The sequence below is a fragment of the Aeromonas sp. 604176 genome, assembly GCF_049170755.1.
In the GTDB taxonomy this organism is placed as follows: Bacteria; Pseudomonadota; Gammaproteobacteria; order Enterobacterales; family Aeromonadaceae; genus Aeromonas; species Aeromonas veronii_A.
On sequence record NZ_JAAKNE010000052.1, the window covers coordinates 1 to 26,995 of the forward strand.

Below are 26,995 nucleotides of genomic sequence, written 5' to 3' on the forward strand. Positions count from 1 at the left end.
GCGGCGCAGCAGCACCGGCAGCACCAGATCGTTGCTCACCATGATCGCCAGCGCGATGGTGCAGACGATCACCATGCCGGTGGCCGCAGAGGTGCCGCCGAGAAACGCCAGCATCGCCATGCCATCGAAACCGAGGGCCATCGGCAGACTGATCACATAGGTGTCGGAGGCCATGTCAGCCCCCACCCACTGTTTGCCCGCCAGTGCCAGCGGCCAGATAAAGAGCCCCATCACGAACAGGTAGAGCGGGAAGATCCAGCGCGCCCAGTGCAGATCCTGCCCCTGATTGTTCTCCACCACAGTCACATGAAACTGGCGCGGCAGGCAGATGACGGCGCACATCGCCAACACTGTATAGATGGCAAGCTCCAGCAGGTTGCCGGGGCTCACCGCCACCACCTGCGCAAAGAAGTCGCGGGTCACCTGCTCGTGAGCCTCGCCCGGTTTGCTCAGGATCAGCCAGAGGGCGAAGCCCCCCACCGCGATAAAGGCCAGCAATTTGACCACCGACTCGAAAGCGATGGCCACCACCATCCCCCTGTGGTGCTCGGTGGCATCGAGATGGCGGGTGCCGAACAGGATGCTGAACAGCGCCAGCAGCAGAGTAACCCCGAGCGCCAACTCGCTGGTATTGCTGGTCGGGCTGATGCCGCCGCTGTTGACCATCAGCAGATCCAGCCCGGTGACGATGGCTTTAAGCTGCAACACCAGATAGGGGAGGATCCCCATGATGGCGATGAGGGCGATCACCATGGCGAGCCGCTGGGATTTGCCGTAACGGGCGGCGATAAAGTCTGCGATGGAGGTGATGTGCTCGCGCTTGGCCACCAGAATAAGGCGGGCCAGCAGCCGCCAGCCAAACAGAAAGACCAGCATGGGGCCAAGGTAGATGGGCACCGGCGACCAGGGGGATTCACTCGCCTGCCCCACGGTGCCGAAGAAGGTCCAGGAGGTGCAGTAGACCGCCAGCGACAGGCTGTAGAGCAGCGGTTGCCCCTTGAGACGGTGCCGTTTGTGCTTGTCTGCCACGAAGGCGATCAGAAACAGCAGCCCCAGATAGGTGAGCGACAATCCGATCAGCAGCCATCCCTGGTGCATCGATAACTCCTTGTCCATGTTGAGTTTTTGTATACAACCTCGCCAGTCTAGAGAGGCAGCAGCCAAAAGTCATCCCCTTCGAACGGATTGAAATTATCGTTTTTCAATAAGTTTAGCCTTGACTCTATATCGCAAAACGATAAACACTAGCATCTATTTATTGATAAACAATAATTTCATGCGCGCACGCTCCATCTTTTTTCTCTTTCAAGCAAGAGGTGAAACGATGAAACACCATACGCTCGGACACATCAGCGACCTGATCGAATGGTGCCTGCTGCTGACCCTGCTGACAGCACCGTTCATGGCCCTTATCTTTCTGTCACATTCCATCTGGAGATAAACGATGAAACACAACAAGCTCGAACGAATGAGCGGCCTGATCGAGTGGGTTCTGCTATTTGCACTGGTGGCCACCCCACTTATGACCGTCATGGGAGCCTGGTCACACCTGTTGGGTGGCAACGACTATCTGCATCAGGAGCTGGTCGATGCCCTGGCAGTGAATGACGGTTCCACACTCAGTAATGTCCCACTGAACATGCCCTCACCAGTAGTGACCACTACGGCCCCCTCGATTGCCGACTACCCCCTCAATGTGGGTACCCGCCTGCTGGCGACCTTGGTCATGCTGCTGCCTGATGTAGTTTTCATGCTCATCCTGTGGCAACTGCTCCAGCTGTTTCGTGGCTATCGATGCGCCATGCTGTTCACCTTCGACCAGATCCGTCGTTACAAAATGATCGGACTGCTGCTGTGTGCCAGTTTCATCGCCGAGATCATCACCACGCCACTGCTGGATATAGCGCTCACTCTGCAAGGCCCTGAACTGCACGGCACCATCAATATCAGCTCCTCAAACTTTCAGTTGCTGCTGGCCGGATTGATCGTCTCGGCGCTGGCACTGGTCATGCGCGAGGCCAAACTGCTGGCCGATGAACAGCAACTGACGGTGTGAGGATCCTATGCCCATTATCATCCGCCTCGATGCCCTGCTGGCCGAGCGCAAAATGACCGCCCGCGAGCTGGCCCAGCGCATCGACATCACCGAGGCCAATCTCTCGATCCTCAAGAATGGCCACGCCAAGGCGGTGCGCTTCTCCACTCTGGAGGCCATCTGCCGTGAACTCAATTGCCAGCCCGGCGATCTGCTGGGCTACGAGCAGGAGCACTAACCCCTTATGAGTCGTCATATCACCCTGTTTGCCCTGTGGCTGCTGCCGCTGTGGGCCTGCGCTGGCAATGACGCGAGCGGCCCCCGCTATCTTATCGAGCGGGGCGCCAGCGCCAATGTGCTGCAAGTGCGCCTCACCATGCAGGGCAAGCCCCCTTTTACCCTGCTCCCCGCTCGTCAGTTGCCGGGCAGTGCCACGCCGGTTTCCCCCGCGCTGGTCTGCCTTGCAGACAACCAGCCGGTTGCCCTCAACCAGCCCTTCTCCTGCAAAGAGGTTGGCTGGCAGATCACGCTCACACCGGCTCCGACAGTGGGTGCGGATGCCTCGGCCCAACAGTCGCTTCTGTTCGCTCCCAACCAGTGGCTATTGACCGAATGGGGTAACTTTGTGCGCCAGCAGGGGAGCCGCCAAGGGAAGGTATGTCTGCCGGATGGCAGCTGCCAACCGTTACCGGATGTCAACCAGCCACCGCTGATCTTGCCATTTGGTCTGCAAACTGTGCCCGTCACCAAGCCGGATCCGCGGCTGGTGCTGAGCCATGACGAGACCGCCAATCAGCTCGATCTGCCGGCCTTGCAGCAGCAACTGCATGAGATCATCGACTATCTGGCCTTCCAGCTCGATGTGGATCCACCCACTCACCCGTGGCAACTGGTGTGGCTGGGACGGGATGTGGCGACCCGCTCTCTCGGCGGCGCCGCCGGAGATCAGGTGTTTGTCGCCAACTACCCCACCGAGGCTGGCAAACCGACGCCACAGGCCCCCTTGCGCCTGCTGCGCACCTCGGCCCACGAGGCGGTGCATATCCTGAGCGCTCGCCACTCTGCTCCACAACCCACCTGGGTCAACGAGAGCCTCGCCGAGTACCTCACCATCAAGGCGCTGCGCCGCTTTCGGCTGCATCAAGTCACGGCGGTCAACGAGCTGGCCGAGCGGGGCAAACAGCTGCCCCATAGCGAGAGTGGTCTCTATCGGGCGGCCCGCGAGGTGATGGCTGGCGATCGCTCCTACTACCCGCTCTTTTACGTCAAGGGGAGCGCCTTCTGGGAAGCGCTGGAGCGGGAGCTGCAACACAATGACGTGACGCTGGCCCAACTGCTGCCCCAACTGGGCTGGCTGCTGGATGGTCGCTTTGATGCCGCCTCCAATGAACTACTTGCCGGCACCATCGGCTCGAACACCTGGCGCCGTCTCAGCCGCCTCTATCTTGGCGAGCAGCAGTAACGCCGCAAACCGCAGCAACGAAAAAGGGAGAGCCGTGGCTCTCCCTTTTGTTAGGTGATGATTCAAATAGACAAATATCAAGCTGGAGCCCTCTCCTGCGCAGAGGGCGCAAAGGGACGCAGCCGCAGGAAGAACACCGGCAACACCACCAGCACCATCAGGAAGAAGATGCCGCCGCCGAGAGGCTCGAACAGCACGCCGCAGAGTGCCATCAGGGCCGCCACCGTCATGCCGAGGCCAAGGGCCGCATAGAGCGCCTGAGTCGGGATCAACTGCTCGGCCGGTAGCTGACGGGTCATAAAGCGCACCGCCCCCAGATGGCTCATACCGAACGTCACCGAGTGGAGCAATTGCCCCAGCACCAGCACCCACAACTCGGTCGAGGCCCCCAGCAATACCCAGCGCACCACACAACCGATGGCACCGGCGATAAAGAGACTCTGGGCGCCAAAGCGCTGCAAGAAACGCTTGTCGGCGGCAAACATACAGATCTCCGCCACCACCCCGAGCGCCCACAGATAGCCGATGATGGTGCCGCTATATCCTTGCGCCTTCCAGTAGATGGCGCTGAAACCGTAATAAGCGGCGTGGCTCCCCTGCAGCAGAGCGGTCAGCAGCAGGAAGCGACGCACCGGTGCGCTGCGCAGGGTTGCCAGCAAGGACGCCTTGGCGCGCTCGCCCTGACTATCCTGTGGCGCCGGATAGAGCGGCAGCCAGCTGAGCAGCAGCATCAGCACCAGCCCCGCCACCATGGTGTGCAAAATCCAGTCACTACCGAAGTTGCCCACCAGCGCCCCCACCAGAGTAGAGGCGACGATAAAGGCAAAGGAACCGCATAGCCGCACCTTGCCGTAATCGAGGTGAGCCTGCACCACCATGCGGGTCGCCAGCGCCTCACCCACCGGCATCAGGGTCGGATAGATAAAGTTCGCCAGCAGAGTCAAGCCCACCAGCCACCAGAGGTGATGGCTGAGATAGAAGCCAAGGAAGGCGAGCAGACTGAGCAGAGATAACAATCGGGTAACCGGCAGCAGATGCCCTGCCCCCTTGATCTGCCCCATCACCATCAGGTTGCCGGCAAAACGGATCGCCATCCCCGCCCCCAGCAGGAGACCGATCATCTCGGCGCTGACGCCCACCCCCTCCAGCCAGAGCGACCAAAACGGCAAGTAAGCACCGTAGACAAAATAGAAGGCGCCGAAAAAGAGCGCTAACCAGGAAAACGCGGGCATAGATCCTCTGCAACCGGATGACGGGAGCAGAATGATAACCCATCCTCCCCCGCAGATCCCGATGGAAACCCTGCGCAGAAAACGAAAAAACTTCAATAAAATTGAACTATTACCGAAGATGCGGGGTCTACCTGGTAACACCTCCTCCTGGTTAGTGTTGCAATCCTTCCACCCGCCCATGGCGGGTTTCTTTTTTAGGCAAACATCTGCTCTGCGCCATCGTCACAATATGGCGGCGACAAAAAAGGGGCCGAAGCCCCTTTGATCATCTGCGTCTGTTGTTTGCTCTTTAGAATACGTATTTGACCCGTGCACTCAGGTTGCGGCCCGGTTCAGTCATCATGCTGTTATCGGAGCCCTCGGCACGACCGGCGATGCGCTCGTAGCTGGTGTACTCCTTGTCAAACAGGTTGAAGACCCCGACGTTGAGCTGCAGGTCGGTCATCGGGTTGAACTGGGCGTACATATCCACCACACCCCAACCGGCGCTCTTCACGTAATCCTTGCCTTTGCTGTCTTTACGGACTTTGTCCATGTCGTCAGCAAAGCGCAGCGCGGTGTTGAAGTTCCATTGGGACTGTTCCAGACGCACACCGACGGAGCCGTTGAGCGGGCTCAGGCTGTTGATGTAGTTGCCATCCCCATCCTTGCCTTCGATGTAGGCGAGGTTGCCCCATACATTGACGATGTCGTTGAGCCAGTAATCCGCCTTGGCTTCGACTCCTTTGGTGGTCGCCTTGCTCAGGTTCTGGTACTGGTAGACGGCGGTGCGCCCCTCTTTGCCCACTTCCACCATCTCGATGAAGTCTTCGAACTTGTTGTAGAAGCTGGCTACTTCATAGCTGAAGCCGTTGCTGCTGCCACGCACGCCGAGATCGATGCCGTCGCTGCTCTCCGGATTGAGGTTCGGGTTGGGCTCGATGCGATAGCCGTACGCCTGATGGTTCAGGGTGGAGAAGGCACTGTCATACATGGGGGCCTTGAAACCGTGGCTGTACTGGGCGAACAGGTTGGCCGCCTCGTGGGCCTTGAACACCAGACCCAGCTTGGGTGACAACTCCCCTTCCGAGAACTTGTGCAGCTTGTCGCCGGTGTAGGCCGGATCGTTGTCCGGAGTCATCCGGTAGTAGTCATAACGGGCACCCGGGGTGAGCACCCAGCGCTCGCCAAACTTGATCTCGTCAAAGGCCCACAGGGCGCTGCGCTCGCTGGTGGTAGCCGGGAAACTCAGCTCGTTGTAGCCGACAAAATCACCGGGAGTCGTCGGCCCCTTGTAACGGGTACGTTCGTTGTCGGTGTGCTCGTATTCAGCACCCCAGGCCAGGCGGTGGTTGGCGACCGCCTTGTGGAACTGCAGCTGGGCGCCGATGTTCTTCTGATCGAACACGTTGTGATCCAGCGAGTTTTTGGTCACATAGGGGTTGCCGGGGCTGACCGGATACTTGGATGAGGCGTACTGATCCAGCGTCTGCTTGGTGCGGGCGAAGTAAACCTTGCTATCCATCCGATCAGCCCAGCCTTGATTCAGCGCGATGCCGTGATCCAGCACCACAGAGAGGTTGTCGGTCTGCTTGTCGGTGATGGGCTGATCAAAGACACGGGCAGTACCGGTACCGACCTTGTTGAGCTTGACCGCATCCGGCTCCTCGCCATCGGTCAGGTAGTCGACGGTCAGCTTGAGGAACTGCTCATCGGAGAGGTTCCACTTGCTCTTGAGCAGCAGGGCGTGGGTACCGATATCGAAGTCGTTCTTGGTGGAGTCGAAATTCTGGGTCACACCGCCATCGCGCCAGGTGTAGCGCAGCAGGTTCTCCACTTCACCAGTGCGCAGGGCGCCGGTAAAGCCCGCCATCTTCTGGTGGCTGCTGGAGGCGTAACCGCTGGTCACATCCAGATAACTATCCTTGCCCTTGAGGAAATCGCTGGCATCCTTGGTGGTGATGGCAATCACGCCACCCAGCGCATCGGAGCCGTAGGCGGCAGACGCCGGCCCCTTTGCCACTTCTACCTGCTTGATCATGTCGGTATCGAAGTAGCTCTGGCCAACACCGCCCTTGCTGTAGGCATCGTTCTGGCGCACACCGTCGCGCACCACCTTGACTCGGTTTTCCCCCATGCCGCGGATGATGAAGGTCTGCGCATCCCCCTGACCGCCGAGCACGGTCACACCTGGTTCGTAGCGGAACAGGTCAGCAACGTTGGTGACGACCTGCTCTTCAATCTGCTTGGCGGTGATCACCGAGATGGGGCCGGAGACATCTTCCAGTTTTTGCTCCATCCGTGAGCCGCTGACGACCACGACTTCATCCGCCTTCTGGGTGGCAGCAAAGACCTGGGAGGAGAGACCGGCCGCCACGGCGAGGGCAACCAGAGAGAGTGCGTTATGATGGGTCACAGCGAATCCTTATTGAGAACTGTTATCAAACAGGCCGCATATTACCCGGCTCTCGACAAAGATCAACAAGAAGCGAAATCATTCTCATTTGCTTTGAACCAAATTGGTTTTACACTGTCACCCTGTGTTGCCCTTATTCTCTATTAGCCCCCCGAGATGCACCGGCATCCGGGCATATCAGCCGTGAGATCCCATGATTAGACGACTTCCCCTGCTCGCCCTGCCGCTGCTACTGGCAGCCTGTGCCACCCCCACCCAGCCAACCGTGTCATCACAGTTGCAAACGCTCTATGACTACCGGCTAAGCAGCGAGGGAGACGCAGACCTGACGCTGGAGCAGGCGATCGCGCGCACTGCCGACGCCGACATCATTCTGGTGGGTGAGCTGCACAGCCATCCCGCCGTGCATCTGTTGCAATCACGCCTGCTGAGCGGGCTCTACACCGCAGGTCAGCAGCACGGGCGGCCATTGGCCCTCTCCATGGAGCAGTTCAGCCGCGCCGATCAGAAGACGCTGGATGCCTATCTGGCGAACCAGATTGGTGAAGCGGCCTTGATCCGCGAAGGCAATGCCTGGCCCAACTATCCAAGCGACTACCGCCCGCTGGTGGAGTTTGCCAAGGCTCACCGGATGCCGGTGATCGCCGCCAACGCCCCCAAGCCCCTGGTGAGCTGTGTCGGTCAGGAGGGGGCTGAGTGGCTCGACAAACTGCCAGCCGCACGTCGCAGCCAGCTGGCCCGCCAGCTGACGCTGGGGGATGATCCCTATCGCCAGAAATTTATGGCTTCCATGCACCACGGCGATGCCGACAGCAACGCCCGCCGCTTCGCCGCCCAGACCAGCTGGGATGACACCATGGCCGAGAGCATGGTGGATTATCTCGTCAAGCACCCGGGCCAGCAGATCATGCATATCGCCGGCAATTTCCACGTCGAGGGGGGGCTTGGGCTCGCCAGTCGCATCGCCAGCCGCAATCCTGCCCTCAAGGTAGCGCTGGTCGTGCCCCGCACAGATGAGACCTCTGTTGCAGATCCCGCTGCCGATGTGCAGGTAACCATCATGCCGCTGCCTAAGCGCTGGCAAAACAGTGACGAGATGAAGCAAGATATGGGCGCGCTGCATCAATCCCGCAGTCGTGACTGCAGCCAGTGGCTGCAACCCTAATCTTCCAGGAAACGGCGGGTAAAATATGGATGTGTTACTGATCATCGATGTGCAGCAAGGCTTGTTCAACGAGCCCCGTTACCGCCAGGAGCAGGTGCTGGCCAATATCAATCGGGCTGCGGCCCATGTCAGGCAGCAACAGGGACGGGTCATCTATATCCAGCATGACTCGCCCCCCGGTACCGAACTGGAACCGGGCACCCCGGGTTGGCAGTTGCACAGTGCGCTGCAACCGGCCAAGGGAGAGAGCCGGGTGCGCAAAACGGCCTGTGACAGCTTTCTCGATACCGAGCTTGCCTTCCTGCTGGCCGAGCAGCCGGTCGATCGACTCATTCTCTGTGGCTGCGCCACCGATTTTTGCGTCGATACCACGGTGCGCAGTGCCGCCTCCCATGGGTACGAGGTGCTGGTGTTGAGCGATGGTCACACCACCGCCGATCGCCCCCACCTGAGCGCGGCCCAGATCACCGAGCACCATCACTGGATGTGGCGCCACCTCAGCCTGCCGGAAGGGCGCAGTGTGACCCTGCTCACCACCGACGAACTGCTGGCAGTAACACCCGCCCTGCAGCCGTGCTAATCTGCGAGCCTCGTCTCGTTTCTCACCGGAGTCTGTCGTGCGCCAGTTGTCTGCCACCCTGTTGTTGATTGTTCCCCTGCTGTCGGCCTGCTCCAGCTTGCCCGGACAGAAGTATGACGGGCCGGAACCCCTGTTTCTGACCCACATCAACGAGGAGGGGAGCAAGCGGTTCACCTTTGAAGCCGCGCCCAACGACACCTTGCCGCGCGGCCTCTCGGCGGCCCAGAGCCAGCGGCTGCTGGAACAGCGGGAGGCGTTGCAGGAGAACCTGCTGACCGAGACCCTGGCGACCAAGCAGTATTGCCGCCAAGGCTACATAGTGCTGAGCCAGACCTCCTGGAAGGTGCGGGGAGAGTGCAACGAAACGGCCACCGATGCCGATCGTCGCGCTTTTCCCAACAAGGCCAGCTGGCAGGATTGAAAAGGCCGGATGAGATAACGCAATAAAAACGGGCAGCCCAGTGGCTGCCCGTTTTGTTATGACGGCTGTCGTGGTCGACAGGGATCGTCAGACCGGCGCATCGGCCGGGCTGGTGAGCTCGGCACCGGTATCGATGCGCTTGTGCCCTTCCACCAGATGGACGAAATCCACCAGCTCGTCACCGGAGACCGCGAACGCTTGGCCGAAGCCCTTGACGAACAGCCCCTGCTCCGGCTTGAGGCGGAACAGTTTGAAATCCTTGAGGTTGGAGAGCCCCTTGATGATCTCGCCAAAACGACCTTCCAGCGCTGCGACCGCCTTGCTCCAGCGAGCGTCGTCACGGGCCACCACTTCAGCCACCGCATCGAAGGTCAAGCGCTTGCGGGCAAACAGCTCGCGGGCACCGCTCTCATCCTCGATCAGCATCAGGGATACCCGAGGTACCTGTTGCAGGTTGCGGGCGTGACGGGCGATTTCGGAGATCAGCACATAGTAGCCATCTTCCAGCAGCACGAACGGGGCATAGCTGGCGTTGGGATTGCCTTCGCCATCGACGGTGGCGAGCTGCAGGGTACGGCAGCTGTCGCGAAACTCGCGGATCTCCGGTTGCAGGCGGTTCTGCAGACGCTCCTGACGTTCACTCATGCTTTGACTTCCTCTTGAGAGTTGTGGCGCAGCGCCATAAAACGGGTGACCTGATCGGCCAGCAGCTGGCGTTTCTCGTCGCGACCCAGATAGACCTTGAAAATGCAGCGGCCGGAGTGACCGAAGAACTGGAAGGAGTGCCCCTCCTTGCCCATGAACAGCTTGCTGACCAGCGCAATCCCCGCCACGTTGTCGAGCTTGAGGTGACCATGCAGCTCACCGTCGCGGCCCATCAGGTTGTAGTAACCGCGTGCGTCCTTGCCTTTCGGGAAGGGGGCTTTTACCTCGAAGATGGATCCTTCTGATTCAACGATGGTGGTCACCGGGCCCCAGTCGGCCAAATCTTCCAGCAGACCTTGTGCGCGATCGGCGGGCAACAGGGTCACCAGCTCGGCGGGCAGATGGCGAACCACCTCCCATTCACTGATGGCAAGCTGGGCCGCCAGGGTGGACGGATGAGCGCCGGGATCCTGCTCCAGCAGCGCGTGAATGCGTTGTGCAATGCTCATGTTTTCTCCCTCTGCGGGACCATATTGTCCCGCTGTTTATCATGGCGGCTACTCTAATAAAGCACCGAAACCAATGCAATTGATAATTGCTATCATTATCAGTGCATTTTTTCCAAAGCCTTGATATTCTCGGCGGCACACCCGTTTCATTCACCCCTTCGGAGGTTAGCATGGGCCGTCGTCTTGCCCTCGCCATCACCCTGCTCTGCAGTTCACTCTCTCCCTTCTCTGCCGTTGCCGCCGACGGACAGAAAGAGCGTATCGTCAGTATCGGCCCGGCCACCACAGAACTCATTCTGGCCCTTGGCGGTGAATCGAGTCTGATCGCCACCGATGTCAGCAGTCCCTTGCCAAAAGGGTTGCCCAGGGTGGGTTATCACCGGGCGCTGGCCGCCGAAGGGATCCTGAGCCTCTCCCCCACCCGACTGGTGGGCAGCGACGAGATGGGCCCAGCCCCGACCCTGGATCAGCTGCGCCGCGCCGGGGTCAAGGTGGAGGTGCTGGATACCGCGCCGACCCTCGCCAACCTCAACCAGCGTATCGACACCCTCGCCAGCCTGCTGGGCGATAAAGCCGCTGGCGATCGCCTGAAGGCAGAGATCCAGGCTCAGACCGATCAGCTGGCGGCGCAAGCCAAACAGAACAAACCGCTCAAGGTCGCCTTCCTGCTGCTGCACAAGGGGCAACCCACCAGCATCGCCGGGGGTGACACCACCGCCAGCGCGCTGATTTCGCTGGCAGGTGGCATCAATCCGGTCGCCGATTTGCGCAACTACAAGCCGGTATCCGCCGAATCCCTCATCGAGATGCAGCCCGATCTGGTGCTGGTCAGCGGTCGTGACTGGCAGCAGTATGCCGATCCGGCCAAGGTGCTGGCCGAAGTGCCCGCCCTAGCCGCTACCCCGGCTGGCAAGCGTAACGCCATTCACGCCATCGACGGCCACGCCCTGCAAGGGGGCCTGAGCCTCAACTCCCTGCAACAGGCGAACCAGATCGCCCAGTGGATCAAGCTGGGGTCATGATGCGGTTACCCCTCTCCTGGCTGCTGGCCTTTACCACGGCCGCACTGGCACTGTTGCTGCTCGGTTCGCTGGCAACCGGCCCCATGACCCTCACCCTAGGCGAGAGTCTGCGGGCGCTGTTTGCCGGGCAGGAGAGCGGGATTGAGTCACACAAGCTGCTGATCGTGCAAGAAATTCGCCTGCCGAGAACCCTGCTCTGCATCGCAGTGGGGGGGATCCTCGGGCTCTGTGGCGCCGTGATGCAGGGGCTGTTTCGCAACCCCCTGGCTGACCCCGGCATCATAGGAGTCTCCGGTGGTGCGGCGCTCGGTGCGGCGCTCGCCATTGTGCTGCTGGCCCCCCTCGGCCAGCAGCTGCAAGCCACCATCGGGGTTGGCCTGCTACCGCTGCTCGCCTTTCTCGGCGGCGCGCTCACCACCACCCTGGTCTATCTGCTCGGCACCCGTGAGGGCGGCACCTCGGTCACCGTCATGCTGCTGGCCGGGGTCGCCATCACGGCGCTCTCCGGCGCGGTGATCGGCCTGCTCACCTATCTGGCGGACGATCAGATGCTGCGCAACCTGAGCCTGTGGCAGATGGGAACGCTGGCGGCAGGCAAACCGGTCGATGTGGCGCTGGCCCTGCTCACCCTAGCGGCCCTGCTGTGGCTCTTTATGCGCGATGCCAATCCCCTCAACGCCCTGCTGCTGGGTGAAGGAGAGGCCCGTCATCTGGGGGTCAATGTGCAATCCCTCAAACGTCGCCTGATTCTGCTCACCGCAGCGGGCGTCGGGGTGGCGGTGGCGGTATCGGGGATGATCGGCTTCGTCGGGCTGGTGGTGCCCCATCTGGTGCGCCTACTGGCAGGCCCCAACCACGTCAGGTTGCTGCCGCTCTCGGCCCTGCTTGGCGCCGCCCTGCTGCTGGCAGCCGATATGCTGGCGCGCACCCTGCTGGCCCCTGCCGAGCTGCCGGTGGGCATCATCACCGCCCTGCTCGGCGCCCCCTTCTTCATCTGGCTGCTGGTAAAAGGCCGCCGCGCCCTGTGATACGGACTGTTATGCAACCACTCTCATCCTCACTCTCCTCCCCCCTGTTGAGCTGCACCCGACTCAGCCTGCGCCGTGGCCAGCGCCAGATCCTGGATGGGCTCAATCTCGACCTCGAGAGCGGCACCCTCACCGCTCTGCTCGGCCCCAACGGGGCGGGCAAGAGCTCGCTGCTCAAGTGCCTGACCGGCGAGCTGGAATATGAGGGCTCCATCACCCTGTTTGGCGCGGATCGCCAGCAGTGGGACAGCAGCCAGCTTGCCCACCGGCTCGGGGTATTGCCGCAAAGCTCCTCCCTCAACTTCCCCTTTCTCTGCGAGGAAGTGGTCGCCATGGGGCGCTTGCCCCACAGTGAACCGGCGGCGCGGCGTGACGAGATAGTGGCGGCGGCCATGACCCATGCCGGGGTCGAGCATCTGGCCAAGCGGCTCTATCCCGGGCTCTCCGGCGGCGAGCGGCAGCGGGTGCAGTTTGCCCGGGTGCTGGCGCAGATTTGGCAGGCACCCTCTCCGACCGAACAGGCTGAGCAACCCCGCTTGCTGCTGCTCGACGAGCCTACCTCGGCACTGGATCTGAAATACCAGCATCAACTGCTCACCATGGCGCGCGCCCTAGCCAGCCGCAATACAGCAGTGCTGGTAGTACTGCACGACCTCAATCTGGCGGCACGCTATGCCGATCGGCTGGTGATGCTGGAGCGGGGCAAGCTGATGGCCGATGGCACACCTGCCGAGGTGCTGACCCCCGAGCTGATTGCCCGTCTCTATGACTATCCGGCACAGGTGATCCACCACCCCGAAAGCGGCCTGCCGATGGTGGTGTGACAAATTCAGAGTGCGGTAACGGCTGGAAGCGCGCCATTCATCCCGGAAACTGCAGCGTATAAACCGGTTTTTCACACCCCATATCGCCCTGCTAACATTCATCATCGCCAGATATGTGGTGTGAATATCCTCACACTTTGCTCAGGCAAAATCCCCGCAGCATCACCGTCTCCTTATAATGGCGCCGCCTCACAGAAGGCATAACTCATTGATGCTACGGAATAATTAAAATGAAGAATATCAACAAGACCCTACTGGCTGCCGCCATCTCCCTCGGGATGCTGGCTGGCTGCAACAGCGACAACGACTCAAAGGCAGCTGATCCCATGGTTCGTTTTGCCACCTTCAACCTCTCTTTTGACCGCACGGCCGCCGGTATGCTGACCGGTGAGCTGGCGCTGACCCGCACCGAGCAGGATGCCCTGCTGGCCCGCCTCGCCGAAGGGAGCCTGAGCGGTGCCACGGAAACCAAAGCCAAGAACGTGCAGCAGATCCGCAACGTGGCGGAGATCATCCAGCGCACCCGCCCGGATGTGTTCCTGCTCAACGAGTTCGACAACGACGGCAAAGGCGAGAGCACCGCCGATCTGAAAGCCTTCAACGACAACTATCTGGCTCATGCCCAGCACGCAGAGGTGACGGCCATCAGCTATCCGGTGATGCAGAACTTCGCCACCAACACCGGCCTGATGAGCGGTTATGACCTCAATCTGGATGGCAAGGTCAACAGCGGCCCCGACGATGCCTGGGGCTTTGGCAACTATCACGGCCAGTACGCCTTTGCGGTGATGTCCAAATATCCCATTGACACCAAGCAGATCCGCACCTTCCAGAACTTCAAGTGGAAGGATATGCCGGGCGAGCAGAACCCCATCATCGATGACTGCAACAATCCCAAGGTCAAGATCCCGGCCAGCCGCCAGTGTGGTGATGCCTGGTATTCAGACGCAGCCTGGCAGCAGTACCCGCTCTCCTCCAAGAACCACGCCGATGTGCCGGTACGGATCAAGACCGAGAAAGGGGAAGAGGTGATCCACTTCCTGATCTCCCACCCGACCCCGCCGATCTTTGCCAACGCGGCGCGTCACACCGTCAAGCACAACCGCGCCGAGATCGCCTTCTGGAATGATTACGTCAAGGGTCTCAACTACATGACCGATGACAAGGGCACCAAGGGTGGGCTGGCCCAAAACGCCAAGTTCGTTATCGCGGGTGATCTCAACGCCGATCCGCTCACCGGTGACGGTGACCTGACCGCCATTCAGGATCTCCTTAACAACCCGCTGATGAATCAGGCCATCACCAATGGCACCCTGATCCCGGTCAGCGAAGGGGGCCCGGAGTGTGTCAGCAAGGGGGCCGACTGCAAACGCAACCTCACTCGCCCCAACCCGGAACGCATCACCAACTCCAGCGTGCTGCAGCTGGATCACGTCATCCCCTCCGCCAACCTCAACGCGGTCAAGAGCGGCGTCTTCTGGCCTGCCAGCTTCGAGGCCGGTTATCACCTGGTCTATGATGCGAAACTCGGCATCGCCAAGGGAGTCAGCTCGGATCACCGCATGGTGTGGGTCGATCTCAAACTTGACTAACTCTGCCATGACCCCGCTGCGGCGGGGTCTTTTCTTGGCGATGACTGGCGAGTTGACCACGGCTCATTAATCCACCGCTTGGCATTGAGTTATCCATCCATAACTCATCCATAGCCGTTGAATAGGCCCTCCGATCACAGAACCGCCGCGCCAATGGTGGTAGCATGCCTCCTCTTGCCATCCGGCCGCACGGCGGATCCGGTGGCCCTCCCTCCTCCGCTTTCACTTTTTGAGGAACGATTTGATGGAACTGCTTCTGCTTAGCAACGGTAAAGCCAACGAATTTCCCGGCCTGCTCGGCTGGGCCCGCGACCGGGTGCAGAGCCTGCTGGCTCGCAAACAGGTCAAACGCATTCTGCTCATCCCCTACGCGGTGATCCGCAGCGACTGGGATGCCCGCGCCAACGAACTTACCGAGAGCCTCGGAATCGAGACCATCAGCATTCACCACTTCGATGATCCGGTCGATGCCGTCAATCAGGCGGACGCCATCTTTATCAGCGGCGGCAACACCTGGCGCCTGAATCAGCTGCTGCATGAAAACGGCCTGATCGTGCCGATCCAGCGTGCCGTGCGCGAGCGGGGCGTCCCCTATGTGGGCTGGAGCGCCGGTTGCAACGTGGCGACCCCGAGCATCCGCACCACCAACGACATGCCGGTCTGCAACGCCGCCGTGCTGCCCGCGCTGGGCCTGTTCCCGCTGCAGATCAACCCGCACTATCTGGATGCCAGCATCAGCGGCCACATGGGTGAAACCCGCGACGAGCGTCTGGCCGAGTTCTGCGCCATCAACCCGAGCGAATATGTGGTGGCTCTGCGCGAAGCGAGCCTGCTGCAGATCAGCGGCGATACCGTTGAGTACTGGAGCGCCCGCGAGCAGGACTTCAAGATCTTCAAACAGGGCCAGGAGCCGCAAGCCTTTATGGACGCCGCCCCGCTGGCCGAGCTGACCCCCTTCAAGGTCGGCTGAGCCACGCAGAGCGCTTCACCACTGGCAGGTGGATGACTCACAAAACCGTAGAAACGACAGAGGGATGGCTCAATGCCATCCCTCTTTTTTATCGCCATCTTTCAGCTGGTTGCAGCCTGATTACTCACCCTGTAGGGTCACCAGCACCTTGCGGGCACCGCCATCGACGCGATGTTCGCCAAGCCAGATCCCCTGCCAGGTGCCAAGTGCCAGCTGACCGTCACGGATCGGCAGTAGCAGGCTCACCCCGAGCAGGGAGGATTTGATATGGGCGGGCATGTCATCCGCCCCCTCATAAGTGTGACGATAGTAGGGGGCATCTTCCGGCGCCAGCCGGTGCAGATGGGCCTCCATATCGCTGCGCACGCTGGGGTCGCAGTTCTCGTTGAGGGTGAGCGAGGCGGAGGTGTGTTGCAGTAGCAGGTGGGCCATGCCGATCCGGTAATCCGCCAGCATCGGCAGTTTGGCCACCAGCTCGTCCGTCACCAGATGAAAGCCCCGTGAACGGGGCTTCAGAGTCAGCAGGCACTGCTGCCACATCAGACATACTCCATAAAGACGCGGGAGGTGAGTTTGGTGATGAGTTCGTAGGGGATGGTGCCAATCTCGTCTGCCACCCGCTCCACCGGCAACCCCTCGCCCCACAGCACCGCTTCGTCGCCGGGCTTGTCGGTCGCGCCCGGGCCCAGATCGACCGTGCTCATATCCATGGAGACACGCCCCACCAGCGGCACGATGCGGCCGTTGATCAGCACGGAAGTACCATTGGGCGCCATGCGCGGATAACCGTCACCGTAGCCGATAGCGATCACCCCGAGCCGGGTATCGCGATCCGCCACCCAGTTGGCGCCATAACCCACCGGCTCGCCCGCCTTGTGATCCCGCACCGCAATCAGCTGGGTCTTCAAGGTCATCACCGGCTGCAGGTCATAATCGGCCGCCACCGTGTTGGGGAAGGGCGACACGCCATAGAGGATGACACCGGGGCGAACCCAGTCGCAGTGGGAGTCTGGCCAGGCCAGAATGCCCGCCGAGTTGGCCATGGCACGCTCGCCCGCCAGCGGCGCGGTCAACTTGCTGAACAAGTTGATCTGCTCGCGGGTAGTAGGCTGCTCCAGCTCATCGGAACGGCTGAAGTGGGTCATGATGTTGAACGGCTGCACCACGTTCTTGCACTTGCCGAGTCGTTCGATAAAGGCGGGCATCTCGTCGGCACGCACCCCGAGGCGGTGCATGCCGGTGTCGAGCTTGAGCCAGGCCACCACGGGGGCTGGCAGCTCAACCTGCTCCAGCGCTTCGAGCTGCTCCCAGGTGTGAACCGCCGTCTGCAGGTTGTTGGCCGCCAGTACCGGCAGATCGTCGGCGGAGAAGAAGCCCTCCAGCAGTACGATGGGTTTGACCACGGCGCAGGAGCGCAGCATCAGCGCCTCTTCGATCCGGGCCACCGCATAGGCATCCGCATCCACCAGGGTGCGGGCGACCGGCAGCAGTCCGTGGCCATAGGCGTTGGCCTTGACCACAGCGATGATCTTGCAAGCGGGGGCGTGGCGCTTGACCACGGCGAGGTTGTGGCGCAAGGCCGCAGTATTGATTTGGGCAGTAGCCGCTTTCATGGTTTTCCCTTACGAGGGCACAAATGGTCTCCCCCTCATCGGGCAGAAGACCGCCACTCACTTATCGTCGTCGAAGGCCGGACCGGCATAATTGTCGAACCGGGAAAACAGGCTCTGACGGGCTGCCTTGCAGTGAATGGCAAACGGGTCAGAGCGGTAGTGGCAATCCTGACCACAGGATTGCCATGATTGTTACTTATCAATAATCGTCGTCAAACGCCGGACCGGCGTAGTTGTCGAACCGGGAGAACTGACCCTGGAAGGTGAGGCGCACCCGGCCGACATTGGCACCGTTACGCTGCTTGCCGGAGATATCCGGCATCTTTCAGGGCACTCTTGGCAATCCCCATCCGGGCGGCCTTATCCATTACTTATCAATAATCGTCATCAAACGCCGGACCGGCGTAGTTGTCAAACCGGGAGAACTGCCCCTGGAAGGTGAGGCGCACCCGGCCGATGGGGCCGTTACGCTGCTTGCCGATAATGATCTCGGCAATCCCCTTGTCCGGGCTGTCATCGTGATAAACCTCATCACGATAGATAAACATGATCAAATCCGCATCCTGCTCGATGGAACCCGATTCACGAAGGTCCGAGTTGACCGGGCGCTTGTCGGCCCGCTGTTCCAGGCTTCGGTTCAACTGGGAGAGCGCCACCACCGGGCACTGCAGCTCTTTCGCCAAGGCCTTGAGGGAGCGGGAGATCTCGCCGATCTCCAGGGTACGGTTGTCAGAGAGCGCCGGCACCCGCATCAGCTGCAGGTAGTCCACCATGATCATGGATAGGCCACCGTGCTCGCGTGCCACCCGACGGGCACGGGAACGTACATCGGTCGGAGTGAGGCCGGAGGCGTCATCGATATACATCTTGCCCTTCTCCAGCAGCAATCCCATGGTGGAGGAGAGGCGTGCCCAATCCTCGTCGTCGAGCTGACCGGTACGCACCTTGGTCTGGTCGATACGACCGACCGAGGCGAGCATACGCATGATGATCTGCTCGGAGGGCATCTCCAGCGAGAAGATAAGCACCGGCTTGTCGGCCGTGAGGGCCGCATGCTCACAGAGGTTCATGGCAAAGGTGGTCTTGCCCATGGAAGGACGGGCCGCCACGATGATCAAATCCGAACGCTGCAAACCGGCGGTCATCTTGTCGAGATCGTTGTAACCGCTCGATACCCCGGTCACCCCGTTGTGCGGCGTCTTGAACAGCTCTTCAATCTTGTCGACGGTCTGCTCGAGGATGAGCTTCAGGGGCTGGGGCCCCTCGTTGGCGCTGGTGCGCTGCTCGGCAATCTTGAATACCTTGCTCTCGGCAAGATCCAGCAGATCGCCAGAGGTACGGCCCTGTGGCTCGTAGCCTGCTTCGACTATCTCGTTGGCGACCGAGATCATCTCCCGTACGACCGCCCGCTCCCGCACGATTTCGGCGTAGGCGTTGATGTTGGCAGCACTCGGGGTGTTCTTGGCGATCTCCACCAGATAGGCGAAGCCGCCCGCCTCTTCCAGCTGTTCGGAGCGTTCCAGCTCCTCCTGCAGGGTGATGAGGTCGATGGGGTTGCCCGCGTTGGAGAGGCGGGTCATGGCCTGGAAGATCAACCGGTGCGGACGGCTGTAGAAATCCTGATCGATCACCCGTTCGGCAACCCGATCCCAGGCATCGTTATCCAGCATCAGGCCGCCCAGTACGGACTGTTCGGCCTCAAAAGAGTGGGGAGGAACTTTCAGCTGTTGTGTCTTGGCGTCTTTTTTCGCCGTCACTTGCTCTGCCATACACATAAAAACCGCAGCGGGAAGGGAACGGGAATTTTACAAAAGAAAGCCAACTACGGCGAGCCCTATCTGGCGGCTCATACCATCATAAAGGGCCAAACCAGAGTCTGCTCTACCTTGACCATTTTGATTTTGCTTCGCATTTTGCGCTCCTTGCGACTCAATCTTCTGCTTTTCATCCGGTTTACTCCTCTTGTTTGACGCCGCATCGCGACAACCTCGTTCATGAATAATTCATGCCAGAGGTGATATTGATGAATACAAGCTGCGACACAATTAGGGACAGGCAGCCTGCCATGCGCCTTGCTGAGCTTGCCAAAGCGGAGCATGCCCCACCCACAGACGAGAGTGAAAAGAGTCAAAATGAAAAAGATGCTGACCCTGTTTGCCGTGATCCTGGCCATTGGCCTGGGGGCACCTCACGCCGAAGCCAAGAAGTTTGGCGGCGGCAAATCCTTTGGTAAAAGTTACAAAACTGCGCCGGCCCAGCCTGCGGCCAAACCGGTCGACAACAAGAATCCGACACTGAATGCCCAGACTCCGCCGAAAAAGAGCGGCATGATGGGCGGCCTGCTGGGCGGCCTGCTGGCCGGTGGCCTGTTTGCCTACCTGCTGGGCAGCGGTGCCTTTGAAGGTCTGCAAGGAATGGACTTCCTGCTGATCGCCCTGCTGGCGCTGGGTGCCGTCTTCCTGATCCGTACCCTGCGCAAGGGCAAGGTCGCGACGCCACAGCCACAACAGGCGGCCTATGCGGGCTATCAGCCACCGCAATCCGCGGCCCCGCAGCAGTTTGAGCAGAGCAACAGCGCACCGCAAGCCACCGGCTTTGCCGACAGCGATGTGCCGTTCCGCCTGCCGCCGGGCTTTGACATGAACAGCTTCCTGGCCGGTGCCCGCGATCACTATCGCACCCTGCAAGAGGCGTGGAACAAGAACGATCTGGAAAAGGTGCGCGAGTACGTCAGCCCCGAGCTCTTTGAGCAGCTCAAAGCCGAACGCGCCGAACTGACTGGCGACCAGCATACCGAAGTGATGTACGTCGATACCCAGCTGGTACGCGCCGACTACGGCAGCGACTGGGCTCAGGTGAGCGTGCGCTTCAGTGGCCGCTACATGGATCGTCAGGAGCAGGTCGAAGAAGACATCAAAGAGGTGTGGCACCTCGAGCGCGATCTGGCCAAGAACAATGCCCCCTGGCATATCGTCGGTATCGAGCAGCTGTAAGGTTTAGATTGTCACTACGCAAGAGGCGGCCAACGGGCCGCCTCTTTTCATTTCATCCCCTCACCTGACCTCATACAGGCGATTGCTATCGTCATTGATGATTGAAGAGTTGTAACCGCCACCCAAACAACGACAAAGGGCAGCCACCGGCTGCCCTTGGGGATCACATCTGGAGCTAAACGCACCGCTGACGAATCAGTTGCACCCTTCGGCAGATGTTGAGTTCAGATAGCTCACCTCATTGCCTGGCTGATAATCCGCAACGTTGATGGTCTTCTTGATCTCGATGAACTCTTTCAGCACGGCTGCATCCACCAAGCCGGCATTGATGGTATCGATCTTCGGATAGCCGTCACCACCGGAGGCGCTGAAGCTCGGGATCGCGAAGCTGTAAGTTGCTGCCGGATCAAACGCCTTGCCACCGATACTGGTGATATTGACGCTCTTGGCCTGGCAATCCACCGCCATGTTGATACCGCCAAACTGGGCATAACCACCGGTATTGCGGGTCTTGCTTGCCACCTGGCCCAGATAGGTCGCCAGCTCGCTTCCCTTCATGACAGCCTTGTTGACCGTGTTGCCAAACGGGTGCACCAGCAGCACGCTGCGGTAAGTGATATCACCGGCCGGGATGCTGTCACGCACGCCGCCTGAGTTGACGATACCAAAGTCGACCCCCAGCTTGCTGCTGGTCGCCGTGGTGATGAGGCGACCCAGGTTGGTCTGCTTGTTGCGAACCGAGTTGCGATCACCAACCAGCAAGCCATCTGCCGAGCCAATGACGACATTCAGCTCTTGCTGACCTTTCTCCTGATAACCCAGCAGGGTGTTATACAGCTCGGGATCCTTGGTGATCTCGTCCTGTACGAACTGCATCTTGGTCGGGTCCTTGGTTACGACGCCGTTGGCATCGATCGCCTCGCCCTTGGCGTTGCGCTTGATCAGGTTGACCGGGATCAGCTCATAGCTGGTCAGGGTCAACTTGCCATTCTGATACTCAAACTGGGCACGGCCCACATACTTGCCCCACTCGTGAGCCTGCATGATCCAGGTGCCGTTTTGCTGGTCCGGTTGGCAGTTATCACCCGGTTTGAAATTGGCGTACTTGTTGGTGGTGCCCGGTTCCATACAGACCGGATTCTGGGAGTGGCCACCAATGATGGCATCCAGAGTCCCTGCCGGCAGTGCACGAGCCATCTCTACATCGCCCGGCGCATTGCTGCCGTGCTGACCATTCTCGTAATGGCCCATGTGGGTGATGGCGAAGACCAGATTGGCCTCCTTGTTGCTGCGGATCTGCTGGCCCAGTTTGGCCGCTTCCGTAGTCGGATCGCGGAACTCCAGAGTCTGCACGTTGTTGGGGTCAACCAGCTGGGCGGTATCTTCGGTGGTCAGGCCCAGTACGGCGACCTTGAGACCGCTCTCCAGCTTGAACACCTTGTAGGGGTCAAAGTAGTGTTTGCCACTCGCCTTGTCATAGATGTTGGCCGAGAGCATGGGGAACTGGGCCCACTTGCGCTGCTTCTCCAGTACGCTGAGGGGGTTGTCGAATTCATGGTTGCCCACTGCCATGGCATCGTAGCGAATGTTGTTCATCGCCATGAAGTCAGGCTCGGCATCCTGCAGATCGGACTCCGGCACCCCGGTATTCACGTCACCACCAGATAGCACCAACACCTCGCTGCCAACAGCCTTGGCCTCGCTACGCAGCTGCTCGACCAGAGTCTTCTGGGCAGCCATACCATACTCATTTTCAGCGTTGTGCCAGAAACGGCCGTGGGTATCGTTGGTGTGCAGGATGGTCAGTTTGCAGACATTTTCGGTGCAGGGTGCAACGGTGTCATTGCTCGAGGTATTACAGCCAGTCAGTGCAGCAAGCACGGCCAGTGCCACGCCGCCTTTGATAAAGTTATTATTCATTTCCATATCACCTTGATTGTTTTGTTATTTATCAACCCTGTCCAGCGGGTCGGGCGCCAATATAACAAACAACAGATGACCGTTTTTCATCGATGACTCACAAATTCTGCTAATTGTGATCTTCGGCCCAACATCCGGCTTCCTGCTGATTTGTCAGGTTTTTTGTTGAGCTGTCACTCACTTGATCCCCTCCCGCACCAAGGAGACGCCACCCGGACGTGCCTTTATGGCATACTCCCCAGCCAGCCATGCCCGAGGAGATGATTTGATGGCCAAGTACGACAAGATTTCCCCCGAGACCCAGCAGGAGGCGATGAAAATTGCCCGTGCCAACCAGAAGCCGGGGCAGACCAAGGAACAGACCCAGCTTATCGCGCAAGGGATCCAGAAAGGCATCGACGAATACAAGAAACAGATGAAGGCGCGGGCCCGCGAAGCGAGCCGCCAGAAAAAAATGCAGGCCAAAGCCAGGCAGCCACAGGGCGCGCCACAAACCGAAGAACAAGACGATCAGCTGGAGCTGGTTGAAGTAAGCCATCAGCATCCCCTGCCCTGGATCTTGCTAGTGTTGAGCTGGCTGGGATTTGCAGCAGCCTGGTTCTGGTCGCACTAAGACGCGCTAGCAAACCTTTATCCGGGATCCTCTTCACAGCCCGGGCCCGGGCTGCTGGTGATTACCTGCGAAGAGTGGTTAAATCCCGCGCCTCTTGCACCGGACTCCCTGTTTTTTGACGATCAGTTTTCAGGAAAGATGTTATGAACCCCGCTCCGCTCTATCTGCTGGCCCCTTTTGTTCTGTTCCTTGTGACCATGCTGCTCTATCGCATTTCGCCGCTGCGGGCGGTCGCCGCCGGCGGGGTACGCTGGTTTATCCTCCCCGCCTTCACCCTGTTTATTTTGCTGATCATCATCAATGGAGCCGCCAATCCCGCCCTGCGCGATCCGGCATTCCACTGGTTGATGCCGGGGCTTGGCTTTGCCCTGAGCCTGTTTCCGGCCCTGCCCAAGGCGCTGGTGCCACGGCTCGCCATCAAGGAGGGGGCCTTTGCCGCCCTCGGCCTGATGCTGATGAGCCTGGCCATGGTCTACTGATCGGCTGGCACAACCGTTAGCATGGCTCAAGGGGCGCTCTGTGACGGGCGCCCTTGTACAAACAATGGCCTGCAGGCATCTTGGTGACAGGATAACCAGCAAGGAGGCCAAATGGACAATCCGCCCGATTTCATGGCGTTGTGGGATTATCAGGATCCCGCCGCCAGTGCCCTTCGTTTTCACACCCTTCTTCCCGAAGCGCGCGCCGCCGCCGACCTGCAACTCGAACTGGAGTTGCTGACCCAAATTGCCCGTACCCACTCGCTTCAGCGCCAGTTTGCCGAAGCCCATCAGCTGCTCGACGAGATAGAGCCTCGCCTCACCGACACAACCCCCAGAGCGCGGATCCGGGCCCTGCTGGAACGGGGCCGCACCTTTAACTCGGCGGGCGACAAAGCCAGCGCCAAACCGCTGTTTGAACAAGCCTGGCAGTGGGGACTAAAGGAGAAGGAGACCTATCTCGCCATCGACGCCGCTCACATGATCGCCATCGCCGCACCACTGGAAGAGCAGAGCCGCTGGCATCAACTGGCGATGGAGCTGGCGGAACGCAGCAGTGACGAGAAGGTGCGTGGCTGGCTGGCCCCCCTTTACAACAATCAGGGCTGGACCCTGTTCGAATTGGGCCGCTTCGAGGAGGCGAAAATCCAGCAGCAGAAGTGTCTGGCCTGGCATCTGCAGCATAACCAGCCGGCCAAGGCGTTTATCGCTCGCTGGAGTCTGGCTCGCCTGACCCGGGCCCAGGGTCAGCACCAGCAGGCGCTGGCAGAGCTGCACCAGCTCAAGGCCGATATGGCCGAGGCTGGCGAACCTGAGGATGGTTATCTGTTCGAGGAGTTGGGGGAGAATGCCTTGGTGCTGGACGATCCGCTGGCCGCGGAATACTTCTCCCGCGCCTGGTTTCTGCTGTCACAGGACCGCTGGTTTAGCGCCAACGAGGGGGAGCGACTGACCCGCCTCAAGCGCCTCGCCAAACTCTGATCCCCCAAAATAGCAAGGGCGGCACACTAGCCGCCCTTTCTGCTGGCAAGATGGTTCAGGCCCGATTGGACTCTTCCCACCCCTGCTTTTTACGGTAAATGGTGGAGGGGCTGATCTCGAGCAAAGCCGCCGCCTTGGGAATGTTGCCGTCACAGCTGGCGATGGCCTGTTCGATCACCTCTTTTTCCACCAGCCAGAGCGGACGAATTGGCCCGTTAGCCATGCCGGTGGCGGCCGGAGCCGATGCCACCGCTGCCGCAATCGCAGCCGGCAACTGTGGACGAACCCCATTGAGCGGTGGCGGCAGAATATCCGGGCTCACCAACTCCTTGTCGTTGAGTACCACGATATTGCGCACCACGTTTTGCAGCTCGCGTACGTTGCCGGGCCAGGGGTAGTCGAGCAGCACTCGCGCCGCCTCGACGTCAAAATCCTTGAAGCGTTTGTTCTCCTCCTTGGCGTAGCTTTGCAGCAGGGTGCGCGCCAGCAGCAGGATATCCTCACCCCGCTCCCGCAGCGGCGGCAGGGTGAGGGGAATGACGTGGAGCCGATAGTAGAGATCCTCGCGAAAACGGCCCGCTTTTACCTCTACCAGCGGATCCCGGTTGGTGGCGCAGATAAAGCGCACATCCACCGTCTCGAGCTTGCCGCTGCCGACCCGCTGCACTGTGCCGGTCTGGATGAAGCGCAGCAGCTTGCTCTGCAGATCCAGGTCCATCTCGCAGATCTCGTCGAGAAACAGGGTGCCACCATCGGCCAGACTGGCCGCCCCCTTGCGATCCCCCTGGGCGCCGGTAAAAGAGCCCTTCACATGACCGAAGATCTCGCTCTCCATCAAATCGTGGGGAATGGCGGCGCAGTTGAGGGCAATAAAGGGCTGTTCGCTGCGGGGACTGCACTGGTGAATCGCCTCGGCACACACCTCTTTGCCGGTGCCGCTTTCGCCAGTGATAAAGACGGTCGCCTTGCTGGGCGCAGCGCTCTCGATGATGCGATAGACCGCCTGCATCGACATGGAGGCACCGATAAAGCCGAAGAAGGAGCTACGCTCGAAGTTCTCCCGATAGTGGGCAACCAGCGAGCTCAACTGCTGGTGTTTCAAGGCATTGCGAACGGTGGCGCAGAGCCGCTTACTGTCAAACGGCTTGGTCAGAAAATCGAAGGCACCGAGGCGCATCGCCTCCACCGCCACATCCACCGAGCCGTGGGCGGTGATCACCACCACCGAGCAGGGCAACTGCTGTTCGGTGATCATCTGCAGAATATCCATACCGGACATATCCGGCAGCTCCAGATCCAGCAGCACCACGGGGGGAGGACTTGCCAGCAACTGCGCCAACGCCTGCTGACCACAATCGGCCAGCACCACCTCATACCCCTCCTGGCGCAGGTACTGTTCATAGACCACCGCCAGACTACGGGTATCTTCCACCAGCAGGACACGCGATTTATTTTCAGCCACTGGACTCATCCTTGTATTTGATTCTGCGATCTATTTTGCCTTATTTTCGCGCGCAAACCCAACGCCAAGACAGCTCTGTTATCCCGCGATTGCAGGGAATACACAAGTAAAAACGGCTCCTTAAGGAGCCGCTTTTTAACTACAAGAAGGGATTACTTCTTGGCGTCGTCTGCAGTCGGCTTCTCGATAGCCAGCAGCTCAACGTCAAACACCAGCACGGCGTTCGCCGGGATGGAGCCTGCACCGTGCTCGCCATAAGCCAGCTTGGACGGCAGGAAGAACTTGAACTTGGAGCCAACCGGCATCAGCTGAACACCTTCAGTCCAACCCGGGATAACCTGGTTGAGCGGGAAGGTAGCCGGCTCGCCGCGATCGACGGAGCTGTCGAACTTGGTGCCGTCGGTCAGGGTACCGGTGTAGTGAACCTTGACGATATCGGTAGATTTCGGCTTGGCGCCAGAGCCCATCTTCTCGACCACGTATTGCAGGCCGGATTCCGTGCTCTTCACACCCTCTTTCTTGGCGTTTGCAGCCAGGAACTCTTCACCCTTCTTCAGATTCTCAACGGCGTCTTTCTCGGCCTTGGCCTTGGTCAGCTCGTTGATCTTGGCATCGTAATCCTGCAGTACCTTCTGGATCTCTTCATCAGTCATCTTGGCTTCTTTGCCCAGACCGTCGGTCACCCCTTTCAGGATCACGGCGTTGTCCAGTTTGATGCCCAGTTCCTGCTGACGCTCCAGGGTATTGGCGATGTAACGACCCATGGAGAGGCCAATTGCGTAGCCAGATTGCTCTTCAAAGCTCTTGGCTTCGGCCTTGGTCGCCTCTGCCGGCTTGCTGGCTTCTGCCTTCACTTCGGCGGTATTGGCCGCAGCAGGCTTCTCGTCTTTTTGGCAAGCAGTCAGACCGACGGCAACCGCCGCCGCCAACAGGGACACCTTCAGAAATTTGTTCATCAGTTTCTCCAAACTCCAAATACCGCTCTCGGTTCCATCGTGAAATGAGAGGTTTATCGTGATAAGCGCCTTATACTAACGCCGTGATCGCAGGTAAC

26 protein-coding genes and 1 pseudogene are annotated in these 26,995 nt (G+C 60.0%); 15 read left to right on the forward strand and 12 right to left on the reverse strand.

Going from position 1 to position 26,995, the window contains the following annotated elements:
- Positions 1–1,098: pseudogene (locus G5358_RS11040) on the reverse strand (hybrid sensor histidine kinase/response regulator); the annotation flags it as partial.
- Positions 1,099–1,444: 346 nt separating this feature from the next.
- On the opposite strand from G5358_RS11040, the gene G5358_RS11045 reads away from it, so the two are divergent.
- The 3 genes from G5358_RS11045 to G5358_RS11055 are packed head-to-tail and all read left to right on the forward strand — an operon-like array spanning position 1,445 to position 3,497.
- The gene (locus G5358_RS11045) at positions 1,445–2,056 is read left to right on the forward strand and encodes a DUF2975 domain-containing protein (protein WP_201949613.1); all 612 of its coding nucleotides are present in this window, start codon (positions 1,445–1,447) and stop codon (positions 2,054–2,056) included.
- 7 nt (positions 2,057–2,063) lie between these two features.
- On the forward strand, positions 2,064–2,273 hold the full coding sequence (locus tag G5358_RS11050; protein ID WP_201949611.1) for a helix-turn-helix domain-containing protein: 210 nt from the start codon (positions 2,064–2,066) through the stop codon (positions 2,271–2,273).
- 6 nt (positions 2,274–2,279) lie between these two features.
- Complete coding sequence (locus G5358_RS11055; protein ID WP_421324091.1) at positions 2,280–3,497, forward strand: hypothetical protein; 1,218 nt, start codon at positions 2,280–2,282, stop codon at positions 3,495–3,497.
- A 77-nt stretch (positions 3,498–3,574) separates the two neighbouring features.
- On the opposite strand, the gene G5358_RS11060 is transcribed toward G5358_RS11055, so the two are convergent.
- Both G5358_RS11060 and G5358_RS11065 read right to left on the reverse strand, forming a co-directional pair.
- Complete coding sequence (locus G5358_RS11060; RefSeq protein ID WP_421230639.1) at positions 3,575–4,729, reverse strand: 3-phenylpropionate MFS transporter; 1,155 nt, start codon at positions 4,727–4,729, stop codon at positions 3,575–3,577.
- 289 nt (positions 4,730–5,018) lie between these two features.
- A complete protein-coding gene (locus G5358_RS11065) occupies positions 5,019–7,124 on the reverse strand; it encodes a TonB-dependent hemoglobin/transferrin/lactoferrin family receptor (protein WP_216952995.1) in 2,106 nt (701 codons plus the stop codon).
- Positions 7,125–7,317: 193 nt separating this feature from the next.
- Here G5358_RS11065 and G5358_RS11070 point away from each other — a divergent pair, with 193 nt between their 5' ends.
- From G5358_RS11070 to G5358_RS11080, 3 genes are read left to right on the forward strand one after another with little or no spacing between them, the layout of a single operon-like run.
- Positions 7,318–8,289, forward strand: a complete 972-nt coding sequence (locus G5358_RS11070; protein ID WP_421324092.1) for a ChaN family lipoprotein — start codon at positions 7,318–7,320, stop codon at positions 8,287–8,289.
- 25 nt (positions 8,290–8,314) lie between these two features.
- Positions 8,315–8,869 carry a cysteine hydrolase family protein gene (locus tag G5358_RS11075; protein WP_005348211.1) on the forward strand — a complete coding sequence of 185 codons (555 nt, stop codon included), beginning with the start codon at positions 8,315–8,317 and terminating at the stop codon, positions 8,867–8,869.
- Positions 8,870–8,906: 37 nt separating this feature from the next.
- The gene (locus tag G5358_RS11080) at positions 8,907–9,290 is read left to right on the forward strand and encodes a hypothetical protein (protein ID WP_042658522.1); all 384 of its coding nucleotides are present in this window, start codon (positions 8,907–8,909) and stop codon (positions 9,288–9,290) included.
- Positions 9,291–9,377: 87 nt separating this feature from the next.
- Here G5358_RS11080 and hutZ read toward each other — a convergent pair whose 3' ends face one another.
- Positions 9,378–9,935 (reverse strand): heme utilization protein HutZ, encoded by a 558-nt coding sequence (gene hutZ, locus G5358_RS11085; protein WP_421324093.1) that lies wholly within the window; start codon positions 9,933–9,935, stop codon positions 9,378–9,380.
- Positions 9,932–10,444, reverse strand: a complete 513-nt coding sequence (gene hutX / locus G5358_RS11090; protein ID WP_005362516.1) for a heme utilization cystosolic carrier protein HutX — start codon at positions 10,442–10,444, stop codon at positions 9,932–9,934. Before hutX ends, hutZ begins: the two co-directional genes overlap by 4 nt.
- A gap of 170 nt (positions 10,445–10,614) precedes the next feature.
- On the opposite strand from hutX, the gene G5358_RS11095 reads away from it, so the two are divergent.
- The 5 genes from G5358_RS11095 (at position 10,615) to pepE (ending at position 15,880) form a co-directional block, all read left to right on the forward strand.
- Positions 10,615–11,466, forward strand: coding sequence for a heme/hemin ABC transporter substrate-binding protein (locus G5358_RS11095; protein ID WP_421324094.1), 852 nt, complete (start codon positions 10,615–10,617; stop codon positions 11,464–11,466).
- Entirely contained in the window at positions 11,463–12,494 is a 1,032-nt protein-coding gene (locus G5358_RS11100; RefSeq protein ID WP_335843395.1) for an iron ABC transporter permease, read from the forward strand. The genes G5358_RS11095 and G5358_RS11100 overlap by 4 nt, the downstream gene beginning before the upstream one ends.
- Before the next feature lie 11 nt (positions 12,495–12,505).
- Positions 12,506–13,318, forward strand: a complete 813-nt coding sequence (locus tag G5358_RS11105; protein ID WP_088868605.1) for a heme ABC transporter ATP-binding protein — start codon at positions 12,506–12,508, stop codon at positions 13,316–13,318.
- 230 nt (positions 13,319–13,548) lie between these two features.
- Positions 13,549–14,910, forward strand: a complete 1,362-nt coding sequence (locus tag G5358_RS11110) for an endonuclease/exonuclease/phosphatase family protein (RefSeq protein WP_139428674.1) — start codon at positions 13,549–13,551, stop codon at positions 14,908–14,910.
- Positions 14,911–15,154: 244 nt separating this feature from the next.
- A complete protein-coding gene (gene pepE, locus G5358_RS11115) occupies positions 15,155–15,880 on the forward strand; it encodes a dipeptidase PepE (RefSeq protein WP_236289800.1) in 726 nt (241 codons plus the stop codon).
- 120 nt (positions 15,881–16,000) lie between these two features.
- On the opposite strand, the gene G5358_RS11120 is transcribed toward pepE, so the two are convergent.
- The 4 genes from G5358_RS11120 to dnaB all read right to left on the reverse strand — a co-directional run bounded on the left by G5358_RS11120 (position 16,001) and on the right by dnaB (position 19,262).
- Positions 16,001–16,420 carry a secondary thiamine-phosphate synthase enzyme YjbQ gene (locus G5358_RS11120; protein ID WP_033114624.1) on the reverse strand — a complete coding sequence of 140 codons (420 nt, stop codon included), beginning with the start codon at positions 16,418–16,420 and terminating at the stop codon, positions 16,001–16,003.
- Positions 16,420–17,493, reverse strand: a complete 1,074-nt coding sequence (alr, locus tag G5358_RS11125) for an alanine racemase (RefSeq protein ID WP_421324095.1) — start codon at positions 17,491–17,493, stop codon at positions 16,420–16,422. Before alr ends, G5358_RS11120 begins: the two co-directional genes overlap by 1 nt.
- A gap of 199 nt (positions 17,494–17,692) precedes the next feature.
- Positions 17,693–17,815, reverse strand: coding sequence for a hypothetical protein (locus tag G5358_RS11130; RefSeq protein WP_265344268.1), 123 nt, complete (start codon positions 17,813–17,815; stop codon positions 17,693–17,695).
- A gap of 52 nt (positions 17,816–17,867) precedes the next feature.
- Entirely contained in the window at positions 17,868–19,262 is a 1,395-nt protein-coding gene (gene dnaB / locus G5358_RS11135) for a replicative DNA helicase (protein ID WP_026035132.1), read from the reverse strand.
- 363 nt (positions 19,263–19,625) lie between these two features.
- Here dnaB and G5358_RS11140 point away from each other — a divergent pair, with 363 nt between their 5' ends.
- A complete protein-coding gene (locus G5358_RS11140) occupies positions 19,626–20,486 on the forward strand; it encodes a Tim44 domain-containing protein (protein WP_005335275.1) in 861 nt (286 codons plus the stop codon).
- Between the two features lie 195 nt (positions 20,487–20,681).
- Here the strand turns inward: G5358_RS11140 and ushA are convergent, their stop codons facing one another.
- Positions 20,682–22,406 carry a bifunctional UDP-sugar hydrolase/5'-nucleotidase UshA gene (gene ushA, locus G5358_RS11145; protein ID WP_421324096.1) on the reverse strand — a complete coding sequence of 575 codons (1,725 nt, stop codon included), beginning with the start codon at positions 22,404–22,406 and terminating at the stop codon, positions 20,682–20,684.
- Positions 22,407–22,674: 268 nt separating this feature from the next.
- On the opposite strand from ushA, the gene G5358_RS11150 reads away from it, so the two are divergent.
- The 3 genes from G5358_RS11150 to G5358_RS11160 all read left to right on the forward strand — a co-directional run bounded on the left by G5358_RS11150 (position 22,675) and on the right by G5358_RS11160 (position 24,479).
- A complete protein-coding gene (locus G5358_RS11150) occupies positions 22,675–23,019 on the forward strand; it encodes a DUF2956 domain-containing protein (RefSeq protein ID WP_206877835.1) in 345 nt (114 codons plus the stop codon).
- Between the two features lie 143 nt (positions 23,020–23,162).
- Positions 23,163–23,498 (forward strand): hypothetical protein, encoded by a 336-nt coding sequence (locus G5358_RS11155; RefSeq protein WP_107684268.1) that lies wholly within the window; start codon positions 23,163–23,165, stop codon positions 23,496–23,498.
- Between the two features lie 111 nt (positions 23,499–23,609).
- Complete coding sequence (locus G5358_RS11160; protein WP_335830806.1) at positions 23,610–24,479, forward strand: hypothetical protein; 870 nt, start codon at positions 23,610–23,612, stop codon at positions 24,477–24,479.
- 55 nt (positions 24,480–24,534) lie between these two features.
- Here G5358_RS11160 and G5358_RS11165 read toward each other — a convergent pair whose 3' ends face one another.
- A complete protein-coding gene (locus G5358_RS11165; protein ID WP_421324097.1) occupies positions 24,535–25,941 on the reverse strand; it encodes a sigma-54-dependent transcriptional regulator in 1,407 nt (468 codons plus the stop codon).
- Positions 25,942–26,093: 152 nt separating this feature from the next.
- Positions 26,094–26,897 (reverse strand): FKBP-type peptidyl-prolyl cis-trans isomerase, encoded by an 804-nt coding sequence (gene fkpA, locus G5358_RS11170; RefSeq protein ID WP_216952987.1) that lies wholly within the window; start codon positions 26,895–26,897, stop codon positions 26,094–26,096.
- Positions 26,898–26,995: the final 98 nt, after the last annotated feature.